Genomic DNA, 20,016 nt, shown 5'->3' on the forward strand with positions numbered 1-20,016 from the left:
TCTCCTTCGCCAACGCAAAAGCCACGCCACCGGCCACGCGCTATAACGATGGTATTCCTCTCTCGGAGCATGACCGCGATGCGCCAGTCCATCGCCCGCCGACTGTTGCCGATGCTGTGGTCCGTCAGTTGCGCGGCGGCGCCGCAGACCGTGACCATCCTGACCGACAACGGCTACCCGCCTTACTCGTACGAAGCGGCAGGCCAGGCGCGGGGCATCTACAACGACATCCTGCGCGCCGCCTCCAGCCGCCTGCGCGGCTACCGGATAGAACTGCATCCGGTGCCATGGAAACGCGGGCTGGCGGAACTGGAGGCCGGCCGCGCGCTGGCGCTGTCCCCGCCCTACTTCCGGCCCGGCGAACGCCCCTTCATGCGCCCCTATTCGCTGCCCATGCTGCGCGAAAAAGTCGTGGTCTATTGCCGGCTCCCGGTGATGGCGCAGCCGCGCCCGGCCTGGCCAAACGACTATCTTGGCCTGCGTTTCGGCAACAACGCCGGCTTCCGGCTCGGCGGCAACGCCTTCTGGGCGCTGGTGGACCTGGGACGGATTTCGATGGAGGAAGCGCCGGACGTCCGCACCAACCTGCTGAAGCTGATCCGCGGCCACCTGGATTGCTACCAGAACGACAAGCTGGCGATAGACATGGAACTGGCGAAACTGCAGCGCCAGGGCCTGTACCGCGACGGCCAGCTGGCCGAGGCGGCGACGGTATCGGAGGAGCAGGGTTATGTCGGCTTCACCGACCGCGACGACGGCCGCTTCCCGTACAAGCAGGACTTCATCCGCGAACTGAACCAGGCATTGGCCGGCATGAAGCGGGACGGCACCGTCGACCGCATCGTCGGACGCGCGCTGGACGCCGCGCGCGGCCAAGCGGCGTCGGCCAGTTTTTGACAGCCGGGAAAGCCCCGGCATAGCATGTGCTGTCGCCCTACCCGAAAGACTCAATGGAAAACCGCAAACTGGCGGTGCTGATAGACGCCGACAACGCCCAGTCCTCGCTGATCGCCGAACTGCTGGCCGAGGTGGCCAAGTACGGAACCGCCGTCGTCAAGCGCGCCTACGGCGACTGGACCACCACCCAGCTCAAGGGCTGGAAGGAAGTGCTGCACCAGTACGCGATCTCGCCGATACAGCAGTTCGCCTACACCAAGGGCAAGAACTCCACCGACTCGGCGCTGATCATCGACGCGATGGACCTGCTCTACACCGGCAATTTCGACGGTTTCTGCCTGGTGTCCTCCGACAGCGACTTCACCCGCCTGGCCACCCGGCTGCGCGAAGGCGGCCTGACCGTGATCGGCCTGGGCGAACAGTCGAAGACGCCGCGCCCTTTCATCGCCGCCTGCGACAAATTCGTGTTCACCGAGATTCTGCGCCCGGCGCCGCCGGCCAAGCCGAAACCAGAGACGGCGACGGCGGCGGACAAGCCCAAGGCCCGCAACAGCCGCTCGCGCGCCAAGGCCGCGCCGCACAGGGAAAAACACCCGCTGCAAGACATGTTCACCTCGGCGATCGAAGCCGTGGCGCGCGACAGCGGCTGGGCCGAACTGTCCGCCGTCGGCTCCTACCTCGCCAAAAACGACCCCTCGTTCGACCCGCGCAACTGGGGCCATGGCCGCCTGTCGCAGATGGTGAAGAAACTGGATTTCCTGACGGTGCAGGAGAGCCGGAACGGCTCCAAGCTGCACAGCGAGATCCGGCTGCGCCACGATGGCGAGCCCGCCGTCATCGAGCCGACGGCGCCCGTCGAGACGCCGACCCCGCCCGAGGAAAGCGCCGCGCCGCCGCGCAAGAAGCGCAGCCCGCGCAAGAAAATCGCTCCCACGGGTTGAATATTGGCACGTTAATTGCTCAGGCCTTGGCTCAAGGCCCCGAACGACCTCAAGCAAGGACAGAACATGCAGATTCGTGAAGCCACTCTTGAAGACCTGGCCGCGATACTCGACATCTACAACGAAGTGATCGCCACCACCACCGCCGTCTACAACGACGATCCGCTGACGCCGGGTGAGTTCGCCGTCTGGTTCCAGGACCGCGCCGCCGCCGGCTACCCGGTGCTGCTGGCGGAAGACGAAGACGGCCGCGCGCTGGGCTTTTCCAGCTTCGGCGATTTCCGCGCCCGCCCCGGCTACCGCTTCACCGTCGAACACAGCGTGCACCTGACCGCCGACGCCCGCGGCCAGGGCATAGGCACCGCGCTGGTGCAGGCCTTGCTCCCCTATGCCCAGGCGCTGGGCAAGCACACCATTCTGGGCGCTGTCGACGCCGACAACGAGGGGTCGATCCGCTTCCACGAAAAACTGGGCTTCGTCCAGGTGGGCCGCTTGCCGCAAGTCGGCTTCAAGTTCGGCCGCTGGCTGGATCTGGTCTACCTGCAGCGCTTCATCGACGAAACCAGCAGCAGCGGCCCGGCGCCGGACGCCTGATCTCCGCCTCGTCCTGATACAGCGCGCGGCCGCCCACCCGGCGGCTTATCCTGGCCGCCAGCCATGCGGCCAGCGCCACCGGCGGCAGCATCGCATAGGCGCCGGTCAGCTCCATCAGCATCAGCGCCGCCAGCACCGGCGCGCGCGCGGTGGCCGCCAGAAAAGCGGCCATTCCCACCAGCGCCGCGCCGCCCGCCGGCAACCAGCCCGGCAGCAGGATATTCAGCAAATGGCCGGCCAGCGCGCCGCCGGCCGCGCCGGCGAACAACATCGGCGTGAAAATCCCGCCCACCGCGCCGGAGCCGCTGGTGGCCGCGGTGGCGGCCAATTTGCACACCAGCAGCGTCAGCACCAGCCGCCAGCCGGGATCGCTGACCAGCAGCCACGACACCGTGCTGTAGCCATTGCCCCACATCTGCGGCCAGAACCAGGCCAGGCCGCCCACCACCGCCCCGCCCAGGGCCATCCGCCATGGCAGGCGCAGTTTCAGCCTGCCCAGCGCGCGGCGGCCCAGCTCCATCGCGCCCATGAACAGCGGGGAAGCGGCGCCCAGCAGCAAGGCCAGCAGGCAGTAGCCGGCCAGGGCCAGATGATCGGGAGCGGCCAGAGGAGCGGGCTGGTATAGCGGGGAAAGGCTGAACAGCCTATCCACGGTGAGGCTGGCGGTCAGGGCGGCCAGCAGCAGCGCCGGCAGCGCGCGCCAGTCCAGCCGCCGCCACACCACCTCGCAGACGAAGACTACCGCCGCCAGCGGCGCATGATAAGCGGCGGCCCAGCCGGCGGCGATGCCGCAGGCCACCAGCAGGCGGCGGCGCAGCAAGCCCAGCGACGCCAGCCGGGCCAGCAGCGAACCGCCCAGCGCGGCCAGCGCCACCATCGCGCCCTCGCGGCCGATGGAGCCGCCGCTGGCTACCGTGCACAGGGAAGAGAGGCTGTTGACCAGGGTGCGGCGCAGGCTGAGGCGGCCGTCGCCGACCCGCACCGCCTCCAGGTAATCGCCCTCGGCGGCGCCGCGCAGCAGATGCCTTCCCTGCTCCAGCACCAGTCCGGCCAACAGGCCGCCCAGCGCCGGCGCCAGCGCGCGCTGCCAGGGCGCCAATTGCCGCGCGATCTCGACCAGGCTGCCGCGATGGCCGCTCAGCCCCTCCTCGATTGCATGCAATGCGAATTGAAAACCCAGCACCAGCAAGGCCCCTAGCGCGCCGCAAGCGGCCGCCAACGGCAAGTTCAGGACAAAAGCATGACGCCACCACCATGGCTTCATCGTTTGGCCGCCTCCCGCGACCGCGTCCGGAGACCCGCTCTCCCGCATCAGCCGGTTGCGAGTCGCAAAAAATGAAAAGCGCCGCGGTCTCCCGCGGCGCTTTCCCTATTTTTACAACCACTGTCGAATGCAGTGTTTTCTTGATATTTCTCTATCTCATCCTTTGTACGACTTAGCGCACTTCTGCAACAATATCCCTACTGAACACCTTTTCGCAATACTTGCACTTCATTTTTGTGTCATGCCCCAGTGTTTTTACGTAGAAGACGCTCTTAACCGGCTCATTATGCGAAATGCAGTTGGAATTAGGGCAAGAGAAAATGCCTTCCACCGCGTCAGGCAGGGTCAATTTATGCTTTTTTACAACTTCGAAGTTGTCGATGACGTTTACTGTCGCTTTAGGTGCGAATAGAGCAAGTTCATTGGCCTGTTCCTCGGTCAAGGCTACATTCTCCACCTTGATCAGGTCCTTGCTACCCATGTGGCGGCTGACCAGGTTGAGGCCGACGGTGACGCGCTCGCCGGTTTCGGTCAGCTTGAACAGGCGCAGGATCTTGACGCCTTCGCCGGCCGGGATGTGGTCGATCACGGTGCCTTGCTTCAGCGCTTCCACGGTGCGGGTGTATTGCATGGTCTTTGTCCTTTGCTTGCCTGATTACACGGTTTCGTTCAACACCAGCGACAGCAGCGCCTGGCGCGCGTAAACGCCGTTCTTCGCCTGCTCGAAGTAGTAGGCGTGCGGGGTGGCGTCCACGTCCACCGCGATCTCGTCGACGCGCGGCAGCGGATGCAGCACTTTCATGCCCGGGCGGGCGTTCTTCAGCATGTCGGCGCGCAGCGCGTACTGGCCCTGGATCTTCCGGAACTCGGCCTCGTCGAAACGCTCGCGCTGCACCCGGGTCATGTACAGCACGTCCACCTCGGGAATCACTTCCTCCAGGCTGGCCGCCACCGTGTAAGAAATGCCCTTCTCGTCCAGCTCCTCGCAAATGTAGTCCGGCATCGCCAGCACTTCCGGCGACACGAAGTAGAAGCGCGCGCCGAACAGCGACAACGCCTGCGCCAGCGAGTGCACGGTGCGGCCGTACTTCAGGTCGCCGGCGAAGGCGACGGTCAGGCCGTCCAGCCGGCCCTGGGTCTCGCGGATCGAGAACAGGTCGAGCAGGGTCTGGGTCGGATGTTGGTTGGAACCATCGCCGCCATTGATCACCGGCACCGCCGAGAACTCGCTGGCCAGCCGCGCCGCGCCCTCTTTCGGATGGCGCATCACCACCGCGTCGGTGTAGGAGCTGATGATCTTGATCGAATCGGCCAGCGTCTCGCCCTTCTTGGCGCTGGTGTTGCCGCCGTCGGCGAAGCCGATGATATTGCCGCCCAGACGCTGCACCGCTGTCTCGAACGACAAGCGGGTGCGGGTAGACGGTTCGAAGAAGCAGCTGGCCACCAGCTTGTCCTGCAACAGGTCGCCGCGCGGGGTTTGCTTGAGGCGAGCGGCGGTGTCCACCACCAGTTCCAGTTCCTCGCGGCTGAAGTCGGGTATGGAGATGATGTGTTTCCGGTACAGTGGATTGGCCATGGTCGCTTTCCTCGTGTTGGCGGTTGCGGGCGAAAAAAAAGCCCCTGTCGTCAGGGGCTTTTTCTCGTGGATGCGGGAATGTCGGGAACGGCCGCGCCTCGCAGCAACGCCGCCGCGCCGCCCGCAAGGGTGTCGCTGATGCCGCTTCGCTGCCATGCTGCTTGTCTCATTACATCCGTTCCGAACAAAACTGCGGGAATATATCCCATGATCGCCGCCTTCGGCAAGTCCTCGCCCCCGGAATGAGGCGGCGGCAATCGCCTTCGGCGGCCGGATTCTTGCAAATCCGCCCGCTCCGGCTGATGCTGAAAAAAGACGCCTTGTCCGCCAGGGCGGCGGCCCGATCCGTCGCACCGCGACGATTTGCTGAATTCCACTCCGCGGCAGCAGGCCGCCAAGCGCCATGATCAAGTGCATTGATGTCAGCGAGCTAAAAGTCGGCATGTACATCCACGACCTGAACTGCGACTGGATGTCCCACCCTTTTCTGATCAACCGCTTCAAAGTGAAGGACGACAGCGAGATCCAGAAAATCGCCGACGCCGGCATTCACGAAGTCTACATCGACACTCGCAAGGGCCTGGACCTGCCCTCCGCCCGCAGCGAAGGCGAAGTGCGCAAGCAGCTGGAAAGCGAGCTGCGCGAAATCGCCTCCCGCGAGAGCACGGTGGTCCGCCGCGTGGAGGCGGCCGAGGAGTTCGGCCGCGCCCGGGTCATCCACGACGAAGCCAACCAGATCGTCCGCGACATCCTGCAGGACGTCCGGCTGGGCAAGCAGGTGGAGCTGGAGCAGGTGGAGCCGCAAGTGGAAAGACTGACCGAGTCGATTCTGCGCAACGGCGGCGCGCTGCTGTCGCTGTGCCGGATCAAGGACAAGGACAACTACACGTTCCAGCATTCGGTCAGCGTCGGCGCGCTGATGGTCAGCTTCTGCAACGGCCTGGGCATGAGCAAGGAAGTGATACACCACGCCGGCATCGGCGGCATGCTGCACGACATCGGCAAGATGAGGGTGCCCAACGAAATCCTGAACAAGCCGGGCAAGCTGACCGAGCAGGAATTCCAGGTGATGAAGTGCCACGTGGTGGAAAGCCAGAAGATTCTGCACGCCACCCGCGGCATCTCGGAAACCGCGGTGCTGGTGGCCGGCCAGCACCACGAGCGCCACGACGGCAGCGGCTACCCCGCCGGGCTGAAGGGAGAGCAGATTTCGCAGCTGGGACAGATGGCCGCCATCGTCGATGTCTACGACGCCCTCACCTCCGAACGCTGTTACCACCAGGGCATGTCGCCGACCGACGCGCTGCGCAAGATCTACGAATGGTCGAAATTCCACTTCAACCCGGAACTGGTGCAGGCCTTCATGCGGGTGATAGGCATCTATCCGATCGGCACGCTGGTGCGGCTGGAGAGCGGCCGGCTGGGCGTGGTGATCGAGCAGAACGACAACAATCTGGTCTCGCCCAAGGTGAAGGTGTTTTTCAGCACCAAGAGCAATACCCATATCGCGCCGGAAATCGTCGATCTGTCGCGCAAGATGGGCTTCGGCGGCGGCGACCGCATCGTCAAGCACGAGTCTCCGGAGAAATGGCACATCGACCCGCTGCGCTTTCTGTAGCAAGGACGCACCGCGTTTACAATCAAGCACCGGTCACCCACTCACGGCGACTTGGTCGGTGCGTCGCCCCTTTGGGGTGACGCACCCTACTGGTAATCCCCCCACACCGCCTGCATCGCCGCCACCGCCGCCAGCGCCGCGGTCTCGGTGCGCAGGATGCGCGGCCCCAGCTTCAGCGGCGTCCAGCCGGCCGCCAGCGCCGCGTCTTCCTCCTGCGCGGAAAAACCTCCCTCCGGCCCCGCCATCAGCCAACTGCGCGCCGGCCTGTCGGCCAGTTGGGCCAGGCTCTTGTCGCCGCGCGGCGACAGGATCAGCCGGATATCGGCCTCCTGGCGCTGCGCCAGCCACTCGTTCAGCGTCAGGATGGGCAGCACTTGCGGCACCGTGTTGCGGCCGCTCTGCTCGCAGGCGGAGATCACGATCTCCTGCCAGCGCGCGACGCGCTTGTCGGCGCGCTCGCCGCTGAGCTTGACCACCGAGCGGCCGGCGGCGATGGGCTGGAACACCGACACCCCCATCTCCACGCCCTTCTGCAGCGTGAACTCCATCTTGTCGCCGCCGGAAATGCCCTGGGCCAGGCCCAGCCACAGCGGGGTTTCACGTGAAACGTCGTCGAAGCGCTCGACCACGCATTGCGCGTCGCGCTTCATCACCGCACAGAGCGCGGCCTGGTGCTCGCCGCCGCGGCCGTTGAACAGCGTGATGGCGTCGCCGGCATTCAGCCGCAATACTTGGATATGACGCACCACAGCATCGGGCAGGGACAGGTGCTGGCCGACCGCGAGATCGGCATCGAGATAAAACCTTGGCATCGGATATTGAAAGTCGCTGTTGATACCGGTATTTTGCTAGGTTTGCTCCATTCGGCAAACCGCTTTCGCGCGGAAACCACGCAGGGAGAAAAGGATGCAGGTGCTAGAACAGGTGATGCAGCTGGTACGCGACGTGGCCGCCCGCGAGGTGATGCCGCGCTTTCTGCGCGTCGGCAAGAGCCGCAAGGACGACGGCACCCTGTTCACCGAGGCCGATCTCGCCTGCCAGGAAGAACTGCAGCGGCGTCTGCCCGCCATCCTGCCCCATCCGGTGCTGGGCGAGGAAATGGAGCGCGATGAGCAGGACGCGCTGTGGGCGGCCAACCGCGACGGTCTGTGGGTGGTGGACCCGATAGACGGCACCACCAACTTCGTCAACGGCCTGCCTTATTTCGCGATCTCGGTCGGCCTGATGGTGGACGGCAAAAGCGAGCTGGGCGTGATCTACAACCCGGTGTCGGACGAGATGTTCTACGCCCGCCGCGGCCAGGGCGCCTGGCTGAACGGCCACCGGCTGCCGCTGAAAACCATCAATAACTGCATGGGCGACGCCATCGCCAGCGTCGAGGTCAAATACCTGCGCTCCGGCAAGCTGGCGGCCCGCATCGGCAGCGTGGCGCCGTGCGGGAGCCAGCGCAATATGGGCTCCAGCACGCTGGATTGGTGCTTCCTGGCCGCCGGCCGCTACGACCTCTACCTGCACGGCGGCCAGCGGTTGTGGGACTACGCCGCCGGCGCCGTCATCGCCGAGGAGGCCGGCGCCCGCCTGGCCAGCCTCAACACCGACGACTACTGGACCGACGTGGTGTGGAAACGCTCGGTGATCGGCGCGATCACGCCGGAACTGTTCTCGCAATGGCACCGCTGGGTGCGCGCCAACCAGTAGCCTCCTCGCCATGGACATGCCGCGCGCGCGCAACCGCCTCCCGGCCGCCATGAAACAGCCGCCTCTCCCACTCCCAAGCTCGGCCCGCCTCCGCGCAGGCCGATGCGCGCCGGCGCTTACGACATGACCACGACCATCCTCGCCATCTTTCTCATCGTCTATCTCGGCATGATTCTCGGCGGACTGCCGTTCCTGCAGCTTGACCGCACCGGCGTCGCGCTGCTCGGCGCGATCGCGCTGATCGGCGTCAACGCGCTGAGCCTCGAGCAAGCGGTGGCCGCCATGCATCTGCCCACGCTGATCCTACTGTTCGCCTTCATGGTGTTATCGGCGCAGATGCGCCTCGGCGGCTTCTACGACTGGGTGACCCGCAAATTGGCGACCCTGTCGCTCGGCCCCGCCGGACTCTTGGCGGCGCTGACCGTCGTCAGCGCGGCGTTGTCGGCGGTGTTCAGCAACGACATCGTCTGCCTGGCCGTCGCCCCGGTATTGATCGACGTCTGCAGGCAGCGCCGGCTGGACCCAGTCCCGTTCCTGCTGGCGCTGGCCTGCGCGTCCAACATCGGCTCGGCCGCGACGCTGATCGGCAATCCCCAAAACATGCTGATCGGCCAGACGCTGCGCCTGGACTTCGGCGGCTATTTTCTGGCCGCCGTCATCCCGGTGGGATTCGGACTGCTGGCATGCTGGGCGTTGATCGTCAGGCAGACCGGCGGCCGCTGGCTGGATGCCAGCCCCGCCGAGCCCGCCGCCGAGCCGCGGCGCGAAGACACGCCTTTCGATGGCTGGCAAACTGCGAAAGGCCTCGTCATCGCCGCGGCGCTGCTGGCGGCGTTCCTGGCGGCGCCGTGGCCCAGGGAACACATGGCGCTCATCGGCGCGGGCATCTTGCTGATGAGCCGCCAGCTGCATTCCCGCAAGATGCTGGGGCTGGTCGACTGGGAGCTTCTGGTTCTGTTCATGAGCCTGTTCGTCGTCAACCATGCGCTGCAGCGCACCGGGATCCCCGCGGATGCCGTCGCCGGCCTCGCCGCGCTCGGCGTGCGGCTGGAGCAGCCCGGCCCCTTGTTCGCCGCCACCTTCCTGCTGTCCAATATTGTCTCCAACGTCCCGGCGGTGATGCTGCTGTTGCCCGTCGCCCATCACGAGACGAGCGGCCTGCTGTTGGCGCTGGTCAGCACGCTGTCGGGCAATCTGCTGATTGTGGGCAGCATCGCCAACATCATCGTCGTCGATGCCGCCGCCAGGCGCGGCGTCGCCATCGACTGGAAACGCCACGCCCGCGTCGGCGTGCCGATCACCCTGGCGACCCTGGCCGTCTCCGGCGCGTACCTGGCGCTGCGGTTCCAGCTCGGCTTCTGAATCCGGCCGCGCGGCATTCGAATGCGGCGGGAACCCGCCCTCATCCTCGAAACGACGGCGACAAAAAACCGCATGCCGGCAAGGCATGCGGTTGGCGGATAGCCTCAACTCCGGCGGATCAGCGTCTGCGCGCCTGCGCCGACAGGTTCAGGTTCTGCTGGCGCAGGAAGTCGGCCACCATCTGGCCCAGCAGCACGTGGGTGTGCGTGGTCGGGTGCAGATTGTCCCAGAACACGTAGGCGTCGGCGTTGGCGCACTCCGGCCGCGGCGTCTGCGACGAGATGTAGGGCAGGCTGGCGTTGGCCGCCACGTTCAGGCAGGGCTGGGTGGTGTTGCTCACCTGGTACTTGGCCGGATTCGTCAGCAGGTCGTTGAACATGGCGTAGGCGTCGAACAGGCTGAGATTGAGCGCCGCGCCGTGCTTCTGCTTCAGATTGGCCACCAGCGTCGCCAGCTTGGCGTTGTAGTCCTTCACTTGCTGCGCCAGCTGCGCCGCCTTGCCGCCGGCCGAGCCGGACGGCGTGCGCGACAGGTCGGGCAGCGTCAGCACCACGATGTTGCGGCCGCCGGCGGCGATGATCTTGTCCAGCGCCTTGCCCTGGTCGGCGATCACCTGATCGACGGCGCGGCCGTAATTGAGCAGGTCGTTGCCGCCGATCAGCATGGTGAACAGCGTGTTTTCCGGACGGTAGCCCGGCGCCTTCTGCATGTACTGGGTCCAGGAATCCACCTGCTGCAACAGGCCCGGCACCACCAGGTGGCTATCGGCGGCGGAACCGCCTATCGCCCAGTTGTAGAACGGCAGCTTCAATTGGTCGGCCAGATGCTCGACCCAGACCCGGCCGTTGCTGAAGCGGCCGACATACCAGCTGCTGGCCACCGGCAGCCGCCATTGCGAGGCGCCGTACATGTTCTGGGTGTCGGACAGGCTGTCGCCGAACACCACCATGCGGTTGATCGCATTGCCCTGGCTGGCGCTGTCCAGCGTCCAGATGGTGTGGTTGTACGACATCACGTTGTTGGCGGCGGCGAACAGCGCCAGCGGACGGTTGACGCCCTGCTTGGCCAGCGTCTGCTGGCACACCGAGCGCAGCGTGTCCTGGCTGGTGTCGCTGTAGAACATGTTCTTCAGCGCGACGAAGCTGCCCGACCACCAGTAGCCGTTGACGCGATAGTAGTCGCCGCTGGATGGATCGGTGGCCCACACGTAGTCGGTCTGCGGCTGGTTGGCCGCAGGACTCTTGCGGTAATAGCAGCGCAGATAAGTGTAGGTGGCGCTGCCGGGCTGCGGCTTGGCCTGGCCCGAGGCGGCGCGGGCCTCGCTGCCGGACAAGGGCTTGCCGGCGGAGATCACGCCGTCCAGTTCGTCGCTGGGAGGCTGTTCGGACTGGGCCTGCGCCTGAGCGCAGGCCAGCATGCCCGCCAGCAAGGACAGAACGATGGTTTGTTTCATGTATTCACCCGATACCTTGTTTGTTATGTGTGGAATGCCCGTCGTTTTCATCCGGTCGCGTCTAAGGCTCCGCGCCGGCCGGGGCTTCCTGTCAAACAGAATATCAGCCGTTTACATTTAAAATAAAGTGTTAATTTTAAACAATTAAACTGACTTCACGCTTAGTTGTCTTGTCTCAAACTATGCAAAAAGCCGCGACTGGGTCGCGGCTTTTTTTCTTGATAATGCGTCTCAAACGCTAAGCAAAACGATCTTCAGCGGGGGTTTGCCGTCAATGCTGGGGAAGTCTTCGTCGGGGACGATCCACTCGGCGGCGCGCACTTCGCGGCCGGCCTTGGCGGCGCTGCGCTTCAAACTTTCCAGCCAGGCGTCGCCGTCCACTTCTGCAACATTATTGCAACAAACCAGCATCCCGCCCGGCGCGGTGGCCAGCAAAGCGGGCTTGAACAGCGCCTGATAATCGTTGACCAGGTCCACCACGCCAAACGGGCTCTTGGAGTAGCGCGGCGGGTCCAGGAACACCAGATCGAACTGGCGCGGCTCCAGTTTGGGGAAGGGAGGCATCCTCTTGCCGCGCACGCGGTCCGGCTGGCCGATGCCGGACAGCTGGCGCACTGCGGCGAAGACATCGCTGTGCAGACAGCGCGGCCGGGAGGCCAGCAGGTTCAGCTTGGCGTTGGCGCGGCCGACGCTGAGGCTGGATTCGGCGAAATCCACATTCAGCACAAAGCTGGCGCCGGCCTTGGCCGCCGCCACGCCCACGCCGCAGGTGTAGGCGAACAGGTTGAGCACGCTCTTGCCCTCGGCCAGCTGCATCACGCGGCGGCGCGCGGCGCGCAAGTCGAGGAACAACCAGGGGTCCTGGCCCTTGTGGCGCGCCTGGTAATGGAAGGCGACGCCGTTTTCGCGGATGGCCACGTCTTGCTGGGCCACCGCCTGCTCGGCCAGCGACAGCGCGTTGCTCACGCGCGAGTTGGCGTCGCTGCGGTCGTTGTACACCAGCGCCAGCTCCGGCAGCGCTTCGCGATAATGCGCGCGGATTTCCTCCAGCTCTGCGTCGGTTAGCGGCTTATGGAAGGTCTGCGCCAGGATCTGCTCGCCGTAACGGTCGATGGCGAGGCCGGGCACGCCCTCCACGCTGCCGTGGAACAGGCGGTAACAGTTGGTGTCTTCGGCGGCCAGGCGCTCGATCAGCGCGGCGCGCGCCGCGTCGGCGCGGCGGAGGAGTTCGGTCAGGGTGGACATGGGGGCTTTCGATTACAGTTCGGCCGGGCCGCGGGAAACCCCGCGGCCGGATCAAAACCGAATTGTAAGCCCTGGCGGACGGCGCGCCAAACGCCGTCCGTCCGCGCGTCAGCGCGCCTTGCTCAGCATCGGCATCGCGCCGGACGAGCCGAGGAAGTCGGCCACCGCGTTGCCCAGCAGCAAATGGGTATGGGTGGTCGGGTGCAGCGTGTCCCAGAACACGAAGCTGTCGGCATTGGCGCAATTGGCGCGCGGCGACTGGGTCTGCATGTAGTTCAGCGCCGAGTCGGCGTTGATGTTCAGGCAGGACTGGGTGGTGTTGCTGACCTGGTACTTGCCCGGATTGGTCAACACATCGTTGAACATCGCGTAGCTGTCGAACACCCGGATGTTGACGCCGTACTGCTGGCGCAGCGAGGCGGCCAAGGCGTCCAGCTTCTGGTTCAGGTCCTTCACCTGCGCCGCCACGGTGGCCGCGCCGTCCTTGTACTGGAACACCGGCGCGCGCGACACGTCAGGCAGCTTCAGCAGCAGGATGTTGCGGCCGCCGGCCTTGATCAGATTGGTCAGCGCCTGCTGCTGGCCTGCGATCACCTTGTCCGGCGTGCTGCCGTAGTTGACCAGATCGTTGCCGCCTATCCACATCGTGAACAGCGTGGTGGCCGGGTTGTAGTTGGGCGCCTGCTTCATGTAGTCCTGCCAGGACTGCACCTGCTGCACCACGCCTGGGATCACCAGCTTTTGCGTCGACACGCCGGCGCCGCCGATCGCCCAGTTGTACATCGGCAGCTTCAAACGGCCGGCCAGGTATTCCACCCACACCGGGCCGTTGCTGAAGTGGCCGATATACCAGCTGTTGCGGTTGGGCAGCGTCCATTGCGAGGCGTTGTAGACGTTCTGGTTGTCGGACAGGCTGTCGCCGAAGGCGATGATCTTGTTGATGCCGCTGCCCTGCCCGGCCTTGTCGTTGGTCCACACCGTGTAATTGAACGACATCGCGTTGTCTGCGGCGAACACCATCGCCGGCTGCGACGGCCTGCCCTTCTTGGCCAGCGTCTGCTGGCAGACGGCGCGCAGCGCGTCCTGCGTCACATCGCTGTAGAACATATTCTTCCAGTCGAAGATGCTGCTGGACCACCAGTTGCCGTTCAGGCGGTAGTAGTCGCCGCTGGACGGGTCGAGCGCCCACTCGTAATCGGTGCCCGGCTGGGTGTTGGCGCTGCCGGTGCGGTAGAAACAGCGCACATAGGTATAGGTGGCGGGCCCCGGCACCGACATCGCGGAAACGCGCGCGGCGGCTTGCTGCTTGGGCAGGCCGCGCTTCAGCAGCTCGGCGCGGCTCAGCGGGCCGGACGACGACAGCACGTGGGCATAGCGCGGATCCGGCGCGCCGTCGTCATTGCCGGCCCAGGCCAGCGAGGAAAGGGTCAGTCCCAGCAGCAACCATGACTTCATTCGCACTCCTCCTTGGATTTTCGTGTGTGGATCGCGCCGGTCCAGCGGCGCGTCATTACACACTACGGAGGAAAGATGAAAATTGCATGATTTGAATCATTAAGTTACGACAAATTTAGATCAAACGCTCGAATGATGTGGCGGTATCGCCAGCGCAGCATGATATGCGAGCCGGCGGTTTCCCGCCTGCGCGTATGCCATAGTGAAGTGGTCGCCACTCATGCCGCGAGGAAGCCATGCAAGCCAGCCGCGAACTACTGAAAACCCTGTATACGATGGCCATGCTGGTGGAGGCGCGCGACGCCTACACCGGCGGCCACCTTTGGCGCGTGTCGCGCTACAGCCATCTTCTGGCTTCCGACTTGCAGCTGCCCCAGGCCGAGGTGGAAAGGATCGCGCTGGGTGGATTTCTGCACGATCTGGGTAAGGTGGGCGTGCCGGACGCGGTGCTTAACAAGCCCGGCAAACTCAGCGACGAGGAATACGAGGTGATCAAGACCCACCCACAAGTCGGCGCGGAACTGCTGAAAGACCACCCATTGGCCGAGCTGGTGATCGACGCGGTGCTGCGCCACCATGAAACCCCGGACGGCAACGGCTACCCCGACCGGCTGTCCGGCAAGGCCATCCCGCTGGTCGCCCGCATCGTCGGCATCGCCGACGCCTTCGACGCGATGACCAGCACCCGGCCCTACCGCCAGGGCATGCCGGTGACGCAGGCGCTGTCCATCCTGCGCGACAATCTGGGCCGCCAGTTCGACGCCGAACTGGGAGCGCGCTTCGTCCAACTGGGCGAGGCCGGCCGGCTGGACCACGTTCTGGGCCACAGCGAACCCGGCGTGCCAATGCAGCGCTGCGCGGCCTGTGGCCCCATCATCGCGGTGCCGGCGGCGGCGGACGACGGCGATGAATTGTTCTGCCCGGCCTGCGCCGGCGGCTACCGCCTCAGCCGCCGGGACGGCGCGCTGGCGCTCACGCCCACCGGCGCGAATGACCCGGTGCGCGCCCGCCGGCCGCGCGCCGACAACGCGCTGATAGACCGGCTGCTGGCCAACAGCGGCCGCCTGCGCGCGCGCGGCAAGCCCGGGCTGCTGGACCTGCTGTTCGGCTGAGACAGCCGATCAGGTCATTGCGCTTGCCGTTAAAATGCGAATGGTATAGCCTGATGAATCAACACTTTGCATAGACGGGACAGACCATGCACCGACTGCATCCCAATCTGCGCCCCTGGCTGGCCGAGCTCAACCAACAGACTGCGCAACGCCTGGCCGAAGGCTACAAGCCGACGGCGATAGGCGCGCGGGAAGCGTTGGCGCAGTTGACCGCGCAGATGGTCGCGCCCGGGCCGGACATCGCCTGGGTCAACGACGACCTGGTGCCGGGCGGCGCTTACGCCGTGCCGGTGCGCATCTACCATCCCGCGCCCCAAGAGGCGTTGCCGGTGTTGGTCTTCCTGCACGGCGGCGGCCACATGGCGGGAAGCGTCAGCGTCTACGACGGCATCAACCGCCGTCTCGCCGCCGCCAGCCGGCACATCGTCGTCGCTGCCGAATACCGTCTGTCGCCGGAAAACCCCTATCCGGCCGGCCTCGACGACGCGCTGAGCGTGGCCAGGCATGTGTGGCGAACACTTGACGACCGCGGACTGGCCTACCGGCGGCGCCTGTCGCTGGCCGGCGACTCCGCCGGCGGCGCCCTGTGCGCCAGCCTCTGCGGCCTTGCCGACCCATCGCTTGAGATCTCGCGCCAGGCGCTGATCTATCCCTGCGTCGACTACACGCTGGCGCAGCCATCGGTGGCGGAAAACGGCGAAGGCCTCTTCCTGACCCGGGCCCGCACCGACTGGTATTTCGACAATTACTTCCAGCATGGCGAAGACCGCGGCCGGGCATCGCCGCTGCATTGGGCGCTGGCTGCCCCGCCGCCGGCGACGCTGGTGATCACCGCCGGCCGCGACATCCTGCGCGACCAAGGCCAGTTGTATGCGGAGAAGCTGCAGGCGGCCGGCGCCGAAGTGGAGCGGCTGCATCTGGAAGACCAGGTGCACGCCTTCCTCAACATGGAGGCGCTGGTGCCGGAAATATGCGGCCTGGCTTATCGCCGCATCGGCGCCTTCCTCAACGCCGGCTGAACGCCGGCCCCACGGCCTGCTCGCTGAAATGCGTCAACTTCGGAGACGCGCGCCGCCCGGCGCATGATGCTTCTCAGTAGTTTTCCGGGAAGAAGTGCCGCTCGGTCAGCTCGATCAGGATATGCAGCACCTTGATGTGCAGTTCCTGCACGCGGTCGGCGTAGCTGCCGCCCGGGGTGTTGACGTAGATGTCGGCCAGCGGCTCCAGCTTGGCGCCGGCGCGGCCGGTCAGGATCACCACCTTGACGCCCAGCTCGCGCGCCACTTCGGCGGCGCGGATCACGTTGCGGCTGTTGCCGCTGGTGCTCAGGCCGATCAGCACGTCGCCGGCGCGGGCATGGCTTTCCAGGTAGCGGGCGAAAATCTCGTCGTAGCCGTAATCGTTGCCGACGCAGCTGATGTGGCTGGAATCGCTGATCGCGATCGCCGCCATGCCGCGGCGGTTGCCGCGGTAACGGCCGGTGAGTTCTTCGGCGAAATGCATCGCGTCGCACATCGAGCCGCCGTTGCCGCAGGAAAACACGCGGCCACCGGATTCGAGCGCGCCGATGACGGCCTGCGCCGCCGCCTCCACCGAGGCGAGCGCCTGCGGGTTGGCCAACAGATTGTCGAGCGCGGTCTTGGCTTCGCCCAGACTGGCGCGGATATGGTCTTGCATGATGAATTCCGTTGCTTGGTCAGCCTCTAGTGTACACCTGATGATCCGGCGGCACGGAGCGGCCGGGGTCTGGCCGGGCCCGGCAAGGGGGCATCGATCGCGCAACGGCGGCAGCCGGGAAACCCGGCGCGCGCCAGGATGCGCGCCGACGCGCTCAGGCGATCTGCCGGCCGAACCACACCACCCGTCCGATCACCTCGAACTCGCCGGCGGAGCGGGACAGATCCACGGTGAAAGTTTCATATAAGGGATTGGCGCTCTTCACCTGCACCGCGCCTCCGGGCAAGCGTTGCAGCTGCTTGACGAAGATGTCATCGCCGATGCGGATCACGAACAGGCCTTCGCCGGGATTGCGCTCGGCCGTATTGACCAGGATGGTGTCCCGGTCCTCCAGCACGCCGCTCATGCTGTCGCCCTTGACGCTGATCACCACCAGATCGCGCGGCGAAGCGTTCAAATAGTTCTTCACCCAATAACGGCGGAAGGCCATATAGAACATCGGCTGCTCGCCGGCGGCGCTGGTTCCAAAGCCAGCCGACGCCTTCAGGTTATAACGCGGGATAAAACAGAACTCATCTTGCACTCCGGCAGGAATTTCGTGCTCATCCGCGTCGCCGCGCGCGGGCAAGGACGGCAGTTCGGCCGGTTGCGCGGCCTCCTGCGCCTGCGCGCGCTCGTCCTGCATCGGCCCCTCGCCGTACAGCAGCCACTCGACCCGGCAGCCGCTGCCGGCCGCGATCTTTTGCGCGGTTCCGACCCGCGGAACGCCGCCCTTGTACCACATATTGGTGAACGACCCCTTGTTGAGACCGTGGCGCGCCGCCCAAGCGTAGGGCTTCTCGCTGCCGATCAATAGTTCCAGGCGCTGCCGGAAATCGGTCTGTTGCTGCGAATTTTCCATTTGGAACTCCATCGGAAGTCATGCACGGTTGGAGCGGCGCCCCAGATTACCATCGCATTGTCATTTTGTCGAATGTAACTGACATAAGTAGTGACATCCCGTTGCTTGTTTAGTTCAAAAGCAAGGCATACAATAGCAATCACACTTCATAAGTAGTTCTACTAATTAGCAATGATACTTATAAAAGTGCTAAAATATATGCACTCAACCACTAATGCAGTTCTAATAACTGCCTGCATAAAACCCAGGCGCTCCCTGGTTTAGCCTTGCTCAAACTATAACTCATTTAGAACTATTTGTCTGCCAAGGCCCTTAGAGGGGCTTTCAGGAGCTCACGTGATGAATACCGCCGCGCAATATCCCGCTCTGCCCTCCACCATGCAACTGGTCGCTCAGCTGATTGGCATGCCGCGCACTTTGCAGTTAGTGCAGGCGCTGGGCGGCACCACCCTGCCCTTCTCCAAGAACCAGAGCCGCGCAGGCCAGCTGCGCTTCGCCGCGCTGGTGGAGGTGATCGGCCAGGAGGCGGCCGAGCGGCTGACCGGCCATTTCGGCGGCGACATCCTCTATATCCCGCGCTGCAGCACCGCGCTGCGCCAGGCGCGCAATCAGCAGATGATCCGCGACTTCGACGCGATGCTGGTGGAAGGACTCGGCGCCAACGAGGCGGTGGGCGTGCTGGCGATGCGCTATCGCCTCAGCGACCGCATGGTCTGGCGCGTGCTGAAAACCCCGCCGGCCGACTGCGAAGTGCACTGACCCCCCGGCACGGCGCCGCCGAGGGCCGCCTACCCGCCTCCCAGGCCGAGCAACGCATTTCATCAGGCAAAGGAGACCCCATGGCAAGCCGAGCCATTTCCGATCTGCACCCGCAACTGCAGCCGCTGGCTGAAACCTTTCTGCGCCTGTGCCGGGACCAGGGAGTGGACCCATTGCTGATCTGCACCTGGCGCTCGGCCGCCGAGCAGGAACAGTTGTACCGCCGGGGCCGGGAACTGCCCGGCGTCATCGTCACCTACGCGCGTCCCGGCGAATCGGCCCACAACGCGATGCTGCACGGCAATCCCGCCGCCCGCGCCTTTGACGTGGTGCCGCTGCACGCCGGCAAGCCCATCTGCGACATCGACCACCCTCACTGGCAGGTGATGGGGCGGATCGCCCAGTCCTTGGGCTTGTACTGGCACGGCACGCTGGAAGCGCCGCTGCATGAGATACCCCATTTCCAACTGTCACTGGAGAAATGAGCATGCGCCTCGCCGACCTGCTCCGCCATCCGCGCAGCCGCCGCCTCAGCCACAGCCGGCTGTGGGCCAATATCGCCTGCGCCGCGGCCACCATCATGTTTCTTGTTAATGGCTGGCGCGGCGCGCTGACCGCCGACATCTGGCTGATCTATATGGGCGTGGTCGGCGGCTACTCGGCCACGCTGCGGCTGATCGCCGCCTATCGCGACCGGAGCCGGACATGATCCCCGTCTCCTTCCTGCGCCTGGGCTCCGGCCTGCTGCTGCCGCTGCTCGCCGCCGCCGGCGGTTACGCGCTGGGCCACAGCCAGAGCCGCCAGTACTGGCAAACCAAGCTGCAGGCCACCGTCGCCGAAATGCAATCGGCGGACAGCCGCGCGCAACAACAACGCCAGGCCGCGGCCATGGAATTACAGCGGCAGTGGCGCCAGCGCATCGATCAACTGGAAAGCCGGCTGCTGGAACAACAGCAGGCGCTGCAAGCGCAACAACGGCGACAAGCGCAAAGGATAGACGATGTCACCCGCAACGATGGTCCCCGCTTTACTGGCCTTGGCCCTGACAGCCTGCGCCTCTACCGCCAGCTCCTCGGCTATCCCGACGAGCTGCCCGGCGCCCAGCCCCTACCTGCTGGAGCTGCCGCCCAAGCCTCCGGCGCCGATGCCGGGCTACCGGCGCCCGATCTCCTCGCCCACGCCGCCGACTACGGCGCCTGGTGCCAGCAACTGGAGCAACGCCTTGTCGCCCTGAAACAACTCTACCCTCAACAGGAACCCACACCATGACCGACTTCTTCGACCGGGCCAGCGAGCTGGAAACCGAATTCCGCGAGCAGGCGCTCGCCCGCCACTTCGAGCAATGGCGCCAAAGCGGCCTCAGCCATTGCGAAGACTGCGGCGATCCGATTCCCGGCGCCCGCCGCGCGGCGATCCCCAGCTGCACCCGCTGCGTGCTGTGCCAGCAACTGGCCGAGAAGTGAG

General features: G+C 65.3%; 22 protein-coding genes. 13 read left to right on the forward strand and 9 right to left on the reverse strand.

From position 1 onward, the window contains the following. Window positions 1-78 precede the first annotated feature (78 nt). The 3 genes from BKX93_RS13575 to BKX93_RS13585 all read left to right on the forward strand — a co-directional run bounded on the left by BKX93_RS13575 (window position 79) and on the right by BKX93_RS13585 (window position 2,432). Entirely contained in the window at window positions 79-897 is an 819-nt protein-coding gene (locus BKX93_RS13575; protein ID WP_046167745.1) for a substrate-binding periplasmic protein, read from the forward strand. A 53-nt stretch (window positions 898-950) separates the two neighbouring features. Further along, window positions 951-1,838: an NYN domain-containing protein gene (locus BKX93_RS13580; protein WP_046158018.1), complete on the forward strand. Its 888-nt coding sequence runs from the start codon at window positions 951-953 to the stop codon at window positions 1,836-1,838. Between the two features lie 66 nt (window positions 1,839-1,904). Next, window positions 1,905-2,432 carry a GNAT family N-acetyltransferase gene (locus tag BKX93_RS13585; RefSeq protein WP_046158017.1) on the forward strand — a complete coding sequence of 176 codons (528 nt, stop codon included), beginning with the start codon at window positions 1,905-1,907 and terminating at the stop codon, window positions 2,430-2,432. Here BKX93_RS13585 and BKX93_RS13590 read toward each other — a convergent pair. The 3 genes from BKX93_RS13590 to pyrB all read right to left on the reverse strand — a co-directional run bounded on the left by BKX93_RS13590 (window position 2,389) and on the right by pyrB (window position 5,272). Beyond that, the gene (locus tag BKX93_RS13590) at window positions 2,389-3,696 is read right to left on the reverse strand and encodes a chloride channel protein (RefSeq protein WP_186009423.1); all 1,308 of its coding nucleotides are present in this window, start codon (window positions 3,694-3,696) and stop codon (window positions 2,389-2,391) included. The genes BKX93_RS13585 and BKX93_RS13590 overlap by 44 nt on opposite strands. Window positions 3,697-3,868: 172 nt before the next feature. Beyond that, window positions 3,869-4,327: an aspartate carbamoyltransferase regulatory subunit gene (gene pyrI / locus BKX93_RS13595; protein WP_021477474.1), complete on the reverse strand. Its 459-nt coding sequence runs from the start codon at window positions 4,325-4,327 to the stop codon at window positions 3,869-3,871. 24 nt (window positions 4,328-4,351) lie between these two features. Continuing rightward, a complete protein-coding gene (gene pyrB / locus BKX93_RS13600) occupies window positions 4,352-5,272 on the reverse strand; it encodes an aspartate carbamoyltransferase (protein ID WP_046158015.1) in 921 nt (306 codons plus the stop codon). A 403-nt stretch (window positions 5,273-5,675) separates the two neighbouring features. On the opposite strand from pyrB, the gene BKX93_RS13605 reads away from it, so the two are divergent. Continuing rightward, entirely contained in the window at window positions 5,676-6,890 is a 1,215-nt protein-coding gene (locus BKX93_RS13605) for an HD-GYP domain-containing protein (RefSeq protein ID WP_046158014.1), read from the forward strand. Window positions 6,891-6,976: 86 nt separating this feature from the next. On the opposite strand, the gene BKX93_RS13610 is transcribed toward BKX93_RS13605, so the two are convergent. Further along, a complete protein-coding gene (locus BKX93_RS13610; protein WP_046167722.1) occupies window positions 6,977-7,702 on the reverse strand; it encodes a 16S rRNA (uracil(1498)-N(3))-methyltransferase in 726 nt (241 codons plus the stop codon). Between the two features lie 94 nt (window positions 7,703-7,796). On the opposite strand from BKX93_RS13610, the gene BKX93_RS13615 reads away from it, so the two are divergent. Together BKX93_RS13615 and BKX93_RS13620 are read left to right on the forward strand one after the other, a co-directional pair. After that, window positions 7,797-8,588, forward strand: coding sequence for an inositol monophosphatase family protein (locus tag BKX93_RS13615; protein ID WP_046158012.1), 792 nt, complete (start codon window positions 7,797-7,799; stop codon window positions 8,586-8,588). 123 nt (window positions 8,589-8,711) lie between these two features. Then, window positions 8,712-9,950: an anion transporter gene (locus tag BKX93_RS13620; RefSeq protein WP_070981833.1), complete on the forward strand. Its 1,239-nt coding sequence runs from the start codon at window positions 8,712-8,714 to the stop codon at window positions 9,948-9,950. Window positions 9,951-10,068: 118 nt separating this feature from the next. Here the strand turns inward: BKX93_RS13620 and BKX93_RS13625 are convergent, their stop codons facing one another. The 3 genes from BKX93_RS13625 to BKX93_RS13635 all read right to left on the reverse strand — a co-directional run bounded on the left by BKX93_RS13625 (window position 10,069) and on the right by BKX93_RS13635 (window position 14,103). After that, entirely contained in the window at window positions 10,069-11,403 is a 1,335-nt protein-coding gene (locus tag BKX93_RS13625; protein WP_244887180.1) for an SGNH/GDSL hydrolase family protein, read from the reverse strand. 231 nt (window positions 11,404-11,634) lie between these two features. Next, on the reverse strand, window positions 11,635-12,648 hold the full coding sequence (locus tag BKX93_RS13630) for a class I SAM-dependent rRNA methyltransferase (protein WP_046158011.1): 1,014 nt from the start codon (window positions 12,646-12,648) through the stop codon (window positions 11,635-11,637). Between the two features lie 108 nt (window positions 12,649-12,756). Further along, on the reverse strand, window positions 12,757-14,103 hold the full coding sequence (locus BKX93_RS13635; protein WP_244887181.1) for an SGNH/GDSL hydrolase family protein: 1,347 nt from the start codon (window positions 14,101-14,103) through the stop codon (window positions 12,757-12,759). Window positions 14,104-14,339: 236 nt separating this feature from the next. Here BKX93_RS13635 and BKX93_RS13640 point away from each other — a divergent pair, with 236 nt between their 5' ends. Next, window positions 14,340-15,215 (forward strand): HD-GYP domain-containing protein, encoded by an 876-nt coding sequence (locus tag BKX93_RS13640; RefSeq protein WP_070980223.1) that lies wholly within the window; start codon window positions 14,340-14,342, stop codon window positions 15,213-15,215. An 86-nt stretch (window positions 15,216-15,301) separates the two neighbouring features. Next, complete coding sequence (locus BKX93_RS13645) at window positions 15,302-16,234, forward strand: alpha/beta hydrolase (RefSeq protein ID WP_046158009.1); 933 nt, start codon at window positions 15,302-15,304, stop codon at window positions 16,232-16,234. Window positions 16,235-16,307: 73 nt separating this feature from the next. Here the strand turns inward: BKX93_RS13645 and gmhA are convergent, their stop codons facing one another. Further along, on the reverse strand, window positions 16,308-16,892 hold the full coding sequence (gene gmhA, locus BKX93_RS13650; protein ID WP_082107180.1) for a D-sedoheptulose 7-phosphate isomerase: 585 nt from the start codon (window positions 16,890-16,892) through the stop codon (window positions 16,308-16,310). Between the two features lie 154 nt (window positions 16,893-17,046). After that, the gene (locus BKX93_RS13655; RefSeq protein WP_052717522.1) at window positions 17,047-17,793 is read right to left on the reverse strand and encodes a S24 family peptidase; all 747 of its coding nucleotides are present in this window, start codon (window positions 17,791-17,793) and stop codon (window positions 17,047-17,049) included. A 339-nt stretch (window positions 17,794-18,132) separates the two neighbouring features. Between BKX93_RS13655 and BKX93_RS13660 the strand changes: the two genes are divergently transcribed. The 5 genes from BKX93_RS13660 to BKX93_RS13680 all read left to right on the forward strand — a co-directional run bounded on the left by BKX93_RS13660 (window position 18,133) and on the right by BKX93_RS13680 (window position 20,015). After that, window positions 18,133-18,552: a Mor transcription activator family protein gene (locus BKX93_RS13660; protein ID WP_021475235.1), complete on the forward strand. Its 420-nt coding sequence runs from the start codon at window positions 18,133-18,135 to the stop codon at window positions 18,550-18,552. 80 nt (window positions 18,553-18,632) lie between these two features. Beyond that, on the forward strand, window positions 18,633-19,037 hold the full coding sequence (locus tag BKX93_RS13665) for a M15 family metallopeptidase (RefSeq protein WP_021475234.1): 405 nt from the start codon (window positions 18,633-18,635) through the stop codon (window positions 19,035-19,037). 2 nt (window positions 19,038-19,039) lie between these two features. Further along, on the forward strand, window positions 19,040-19,261 hold the full coding sequence (locus BKX93_RS13670; protein WP_046167721.1) for a hypothetical protein: 222 nt from the start codon (window positions 19,040-19,042) through the stop codon (window positions 19,259-19,261). Beyond that, window positions 19,258-19,821: a hypothetical protein gene (locus tag BKX93_RS13675; RefSeq protein ID WP_046167720.1), complete on the forward strand. Its 564-nt coding sequence runs from the start codon at window positions 19,258-19,260 to the stop codon at window positions 19,819-19,821. Before BKX93_RS13670 ends, BKX93_RS13675 begins: the two co-directional genes overlap by 4 nt. Next, window positions 19,818-20,015, forward strand: a complete 198-nt coding sequence (locus BKX93_RS13680; protein WP_021475231.1) for a TraR/DksA family transcriptional regulator — start codon at window positions 19,818-19,820, stop codon at window positions 20,013-20,015. Before BKX93_RS13675 ends, BKX93_RS13680 begins: the two co-directional genes overlap by 4 nt. The last annotated feature ends 1 nt before the right edge of the window (window position 20,016 follow it).

The sequence above is a fragment of the Chromobacterium vaccinii genome, from assembly GCF_001855275.1.
GTDB classification, from domain to species: Bacteria; Pseudomonadota; Gammaproteobacteria; order Burkholderiales; family Chromobacteriaceae; genus Chromobacterium; species Chromobacterium vaccinii.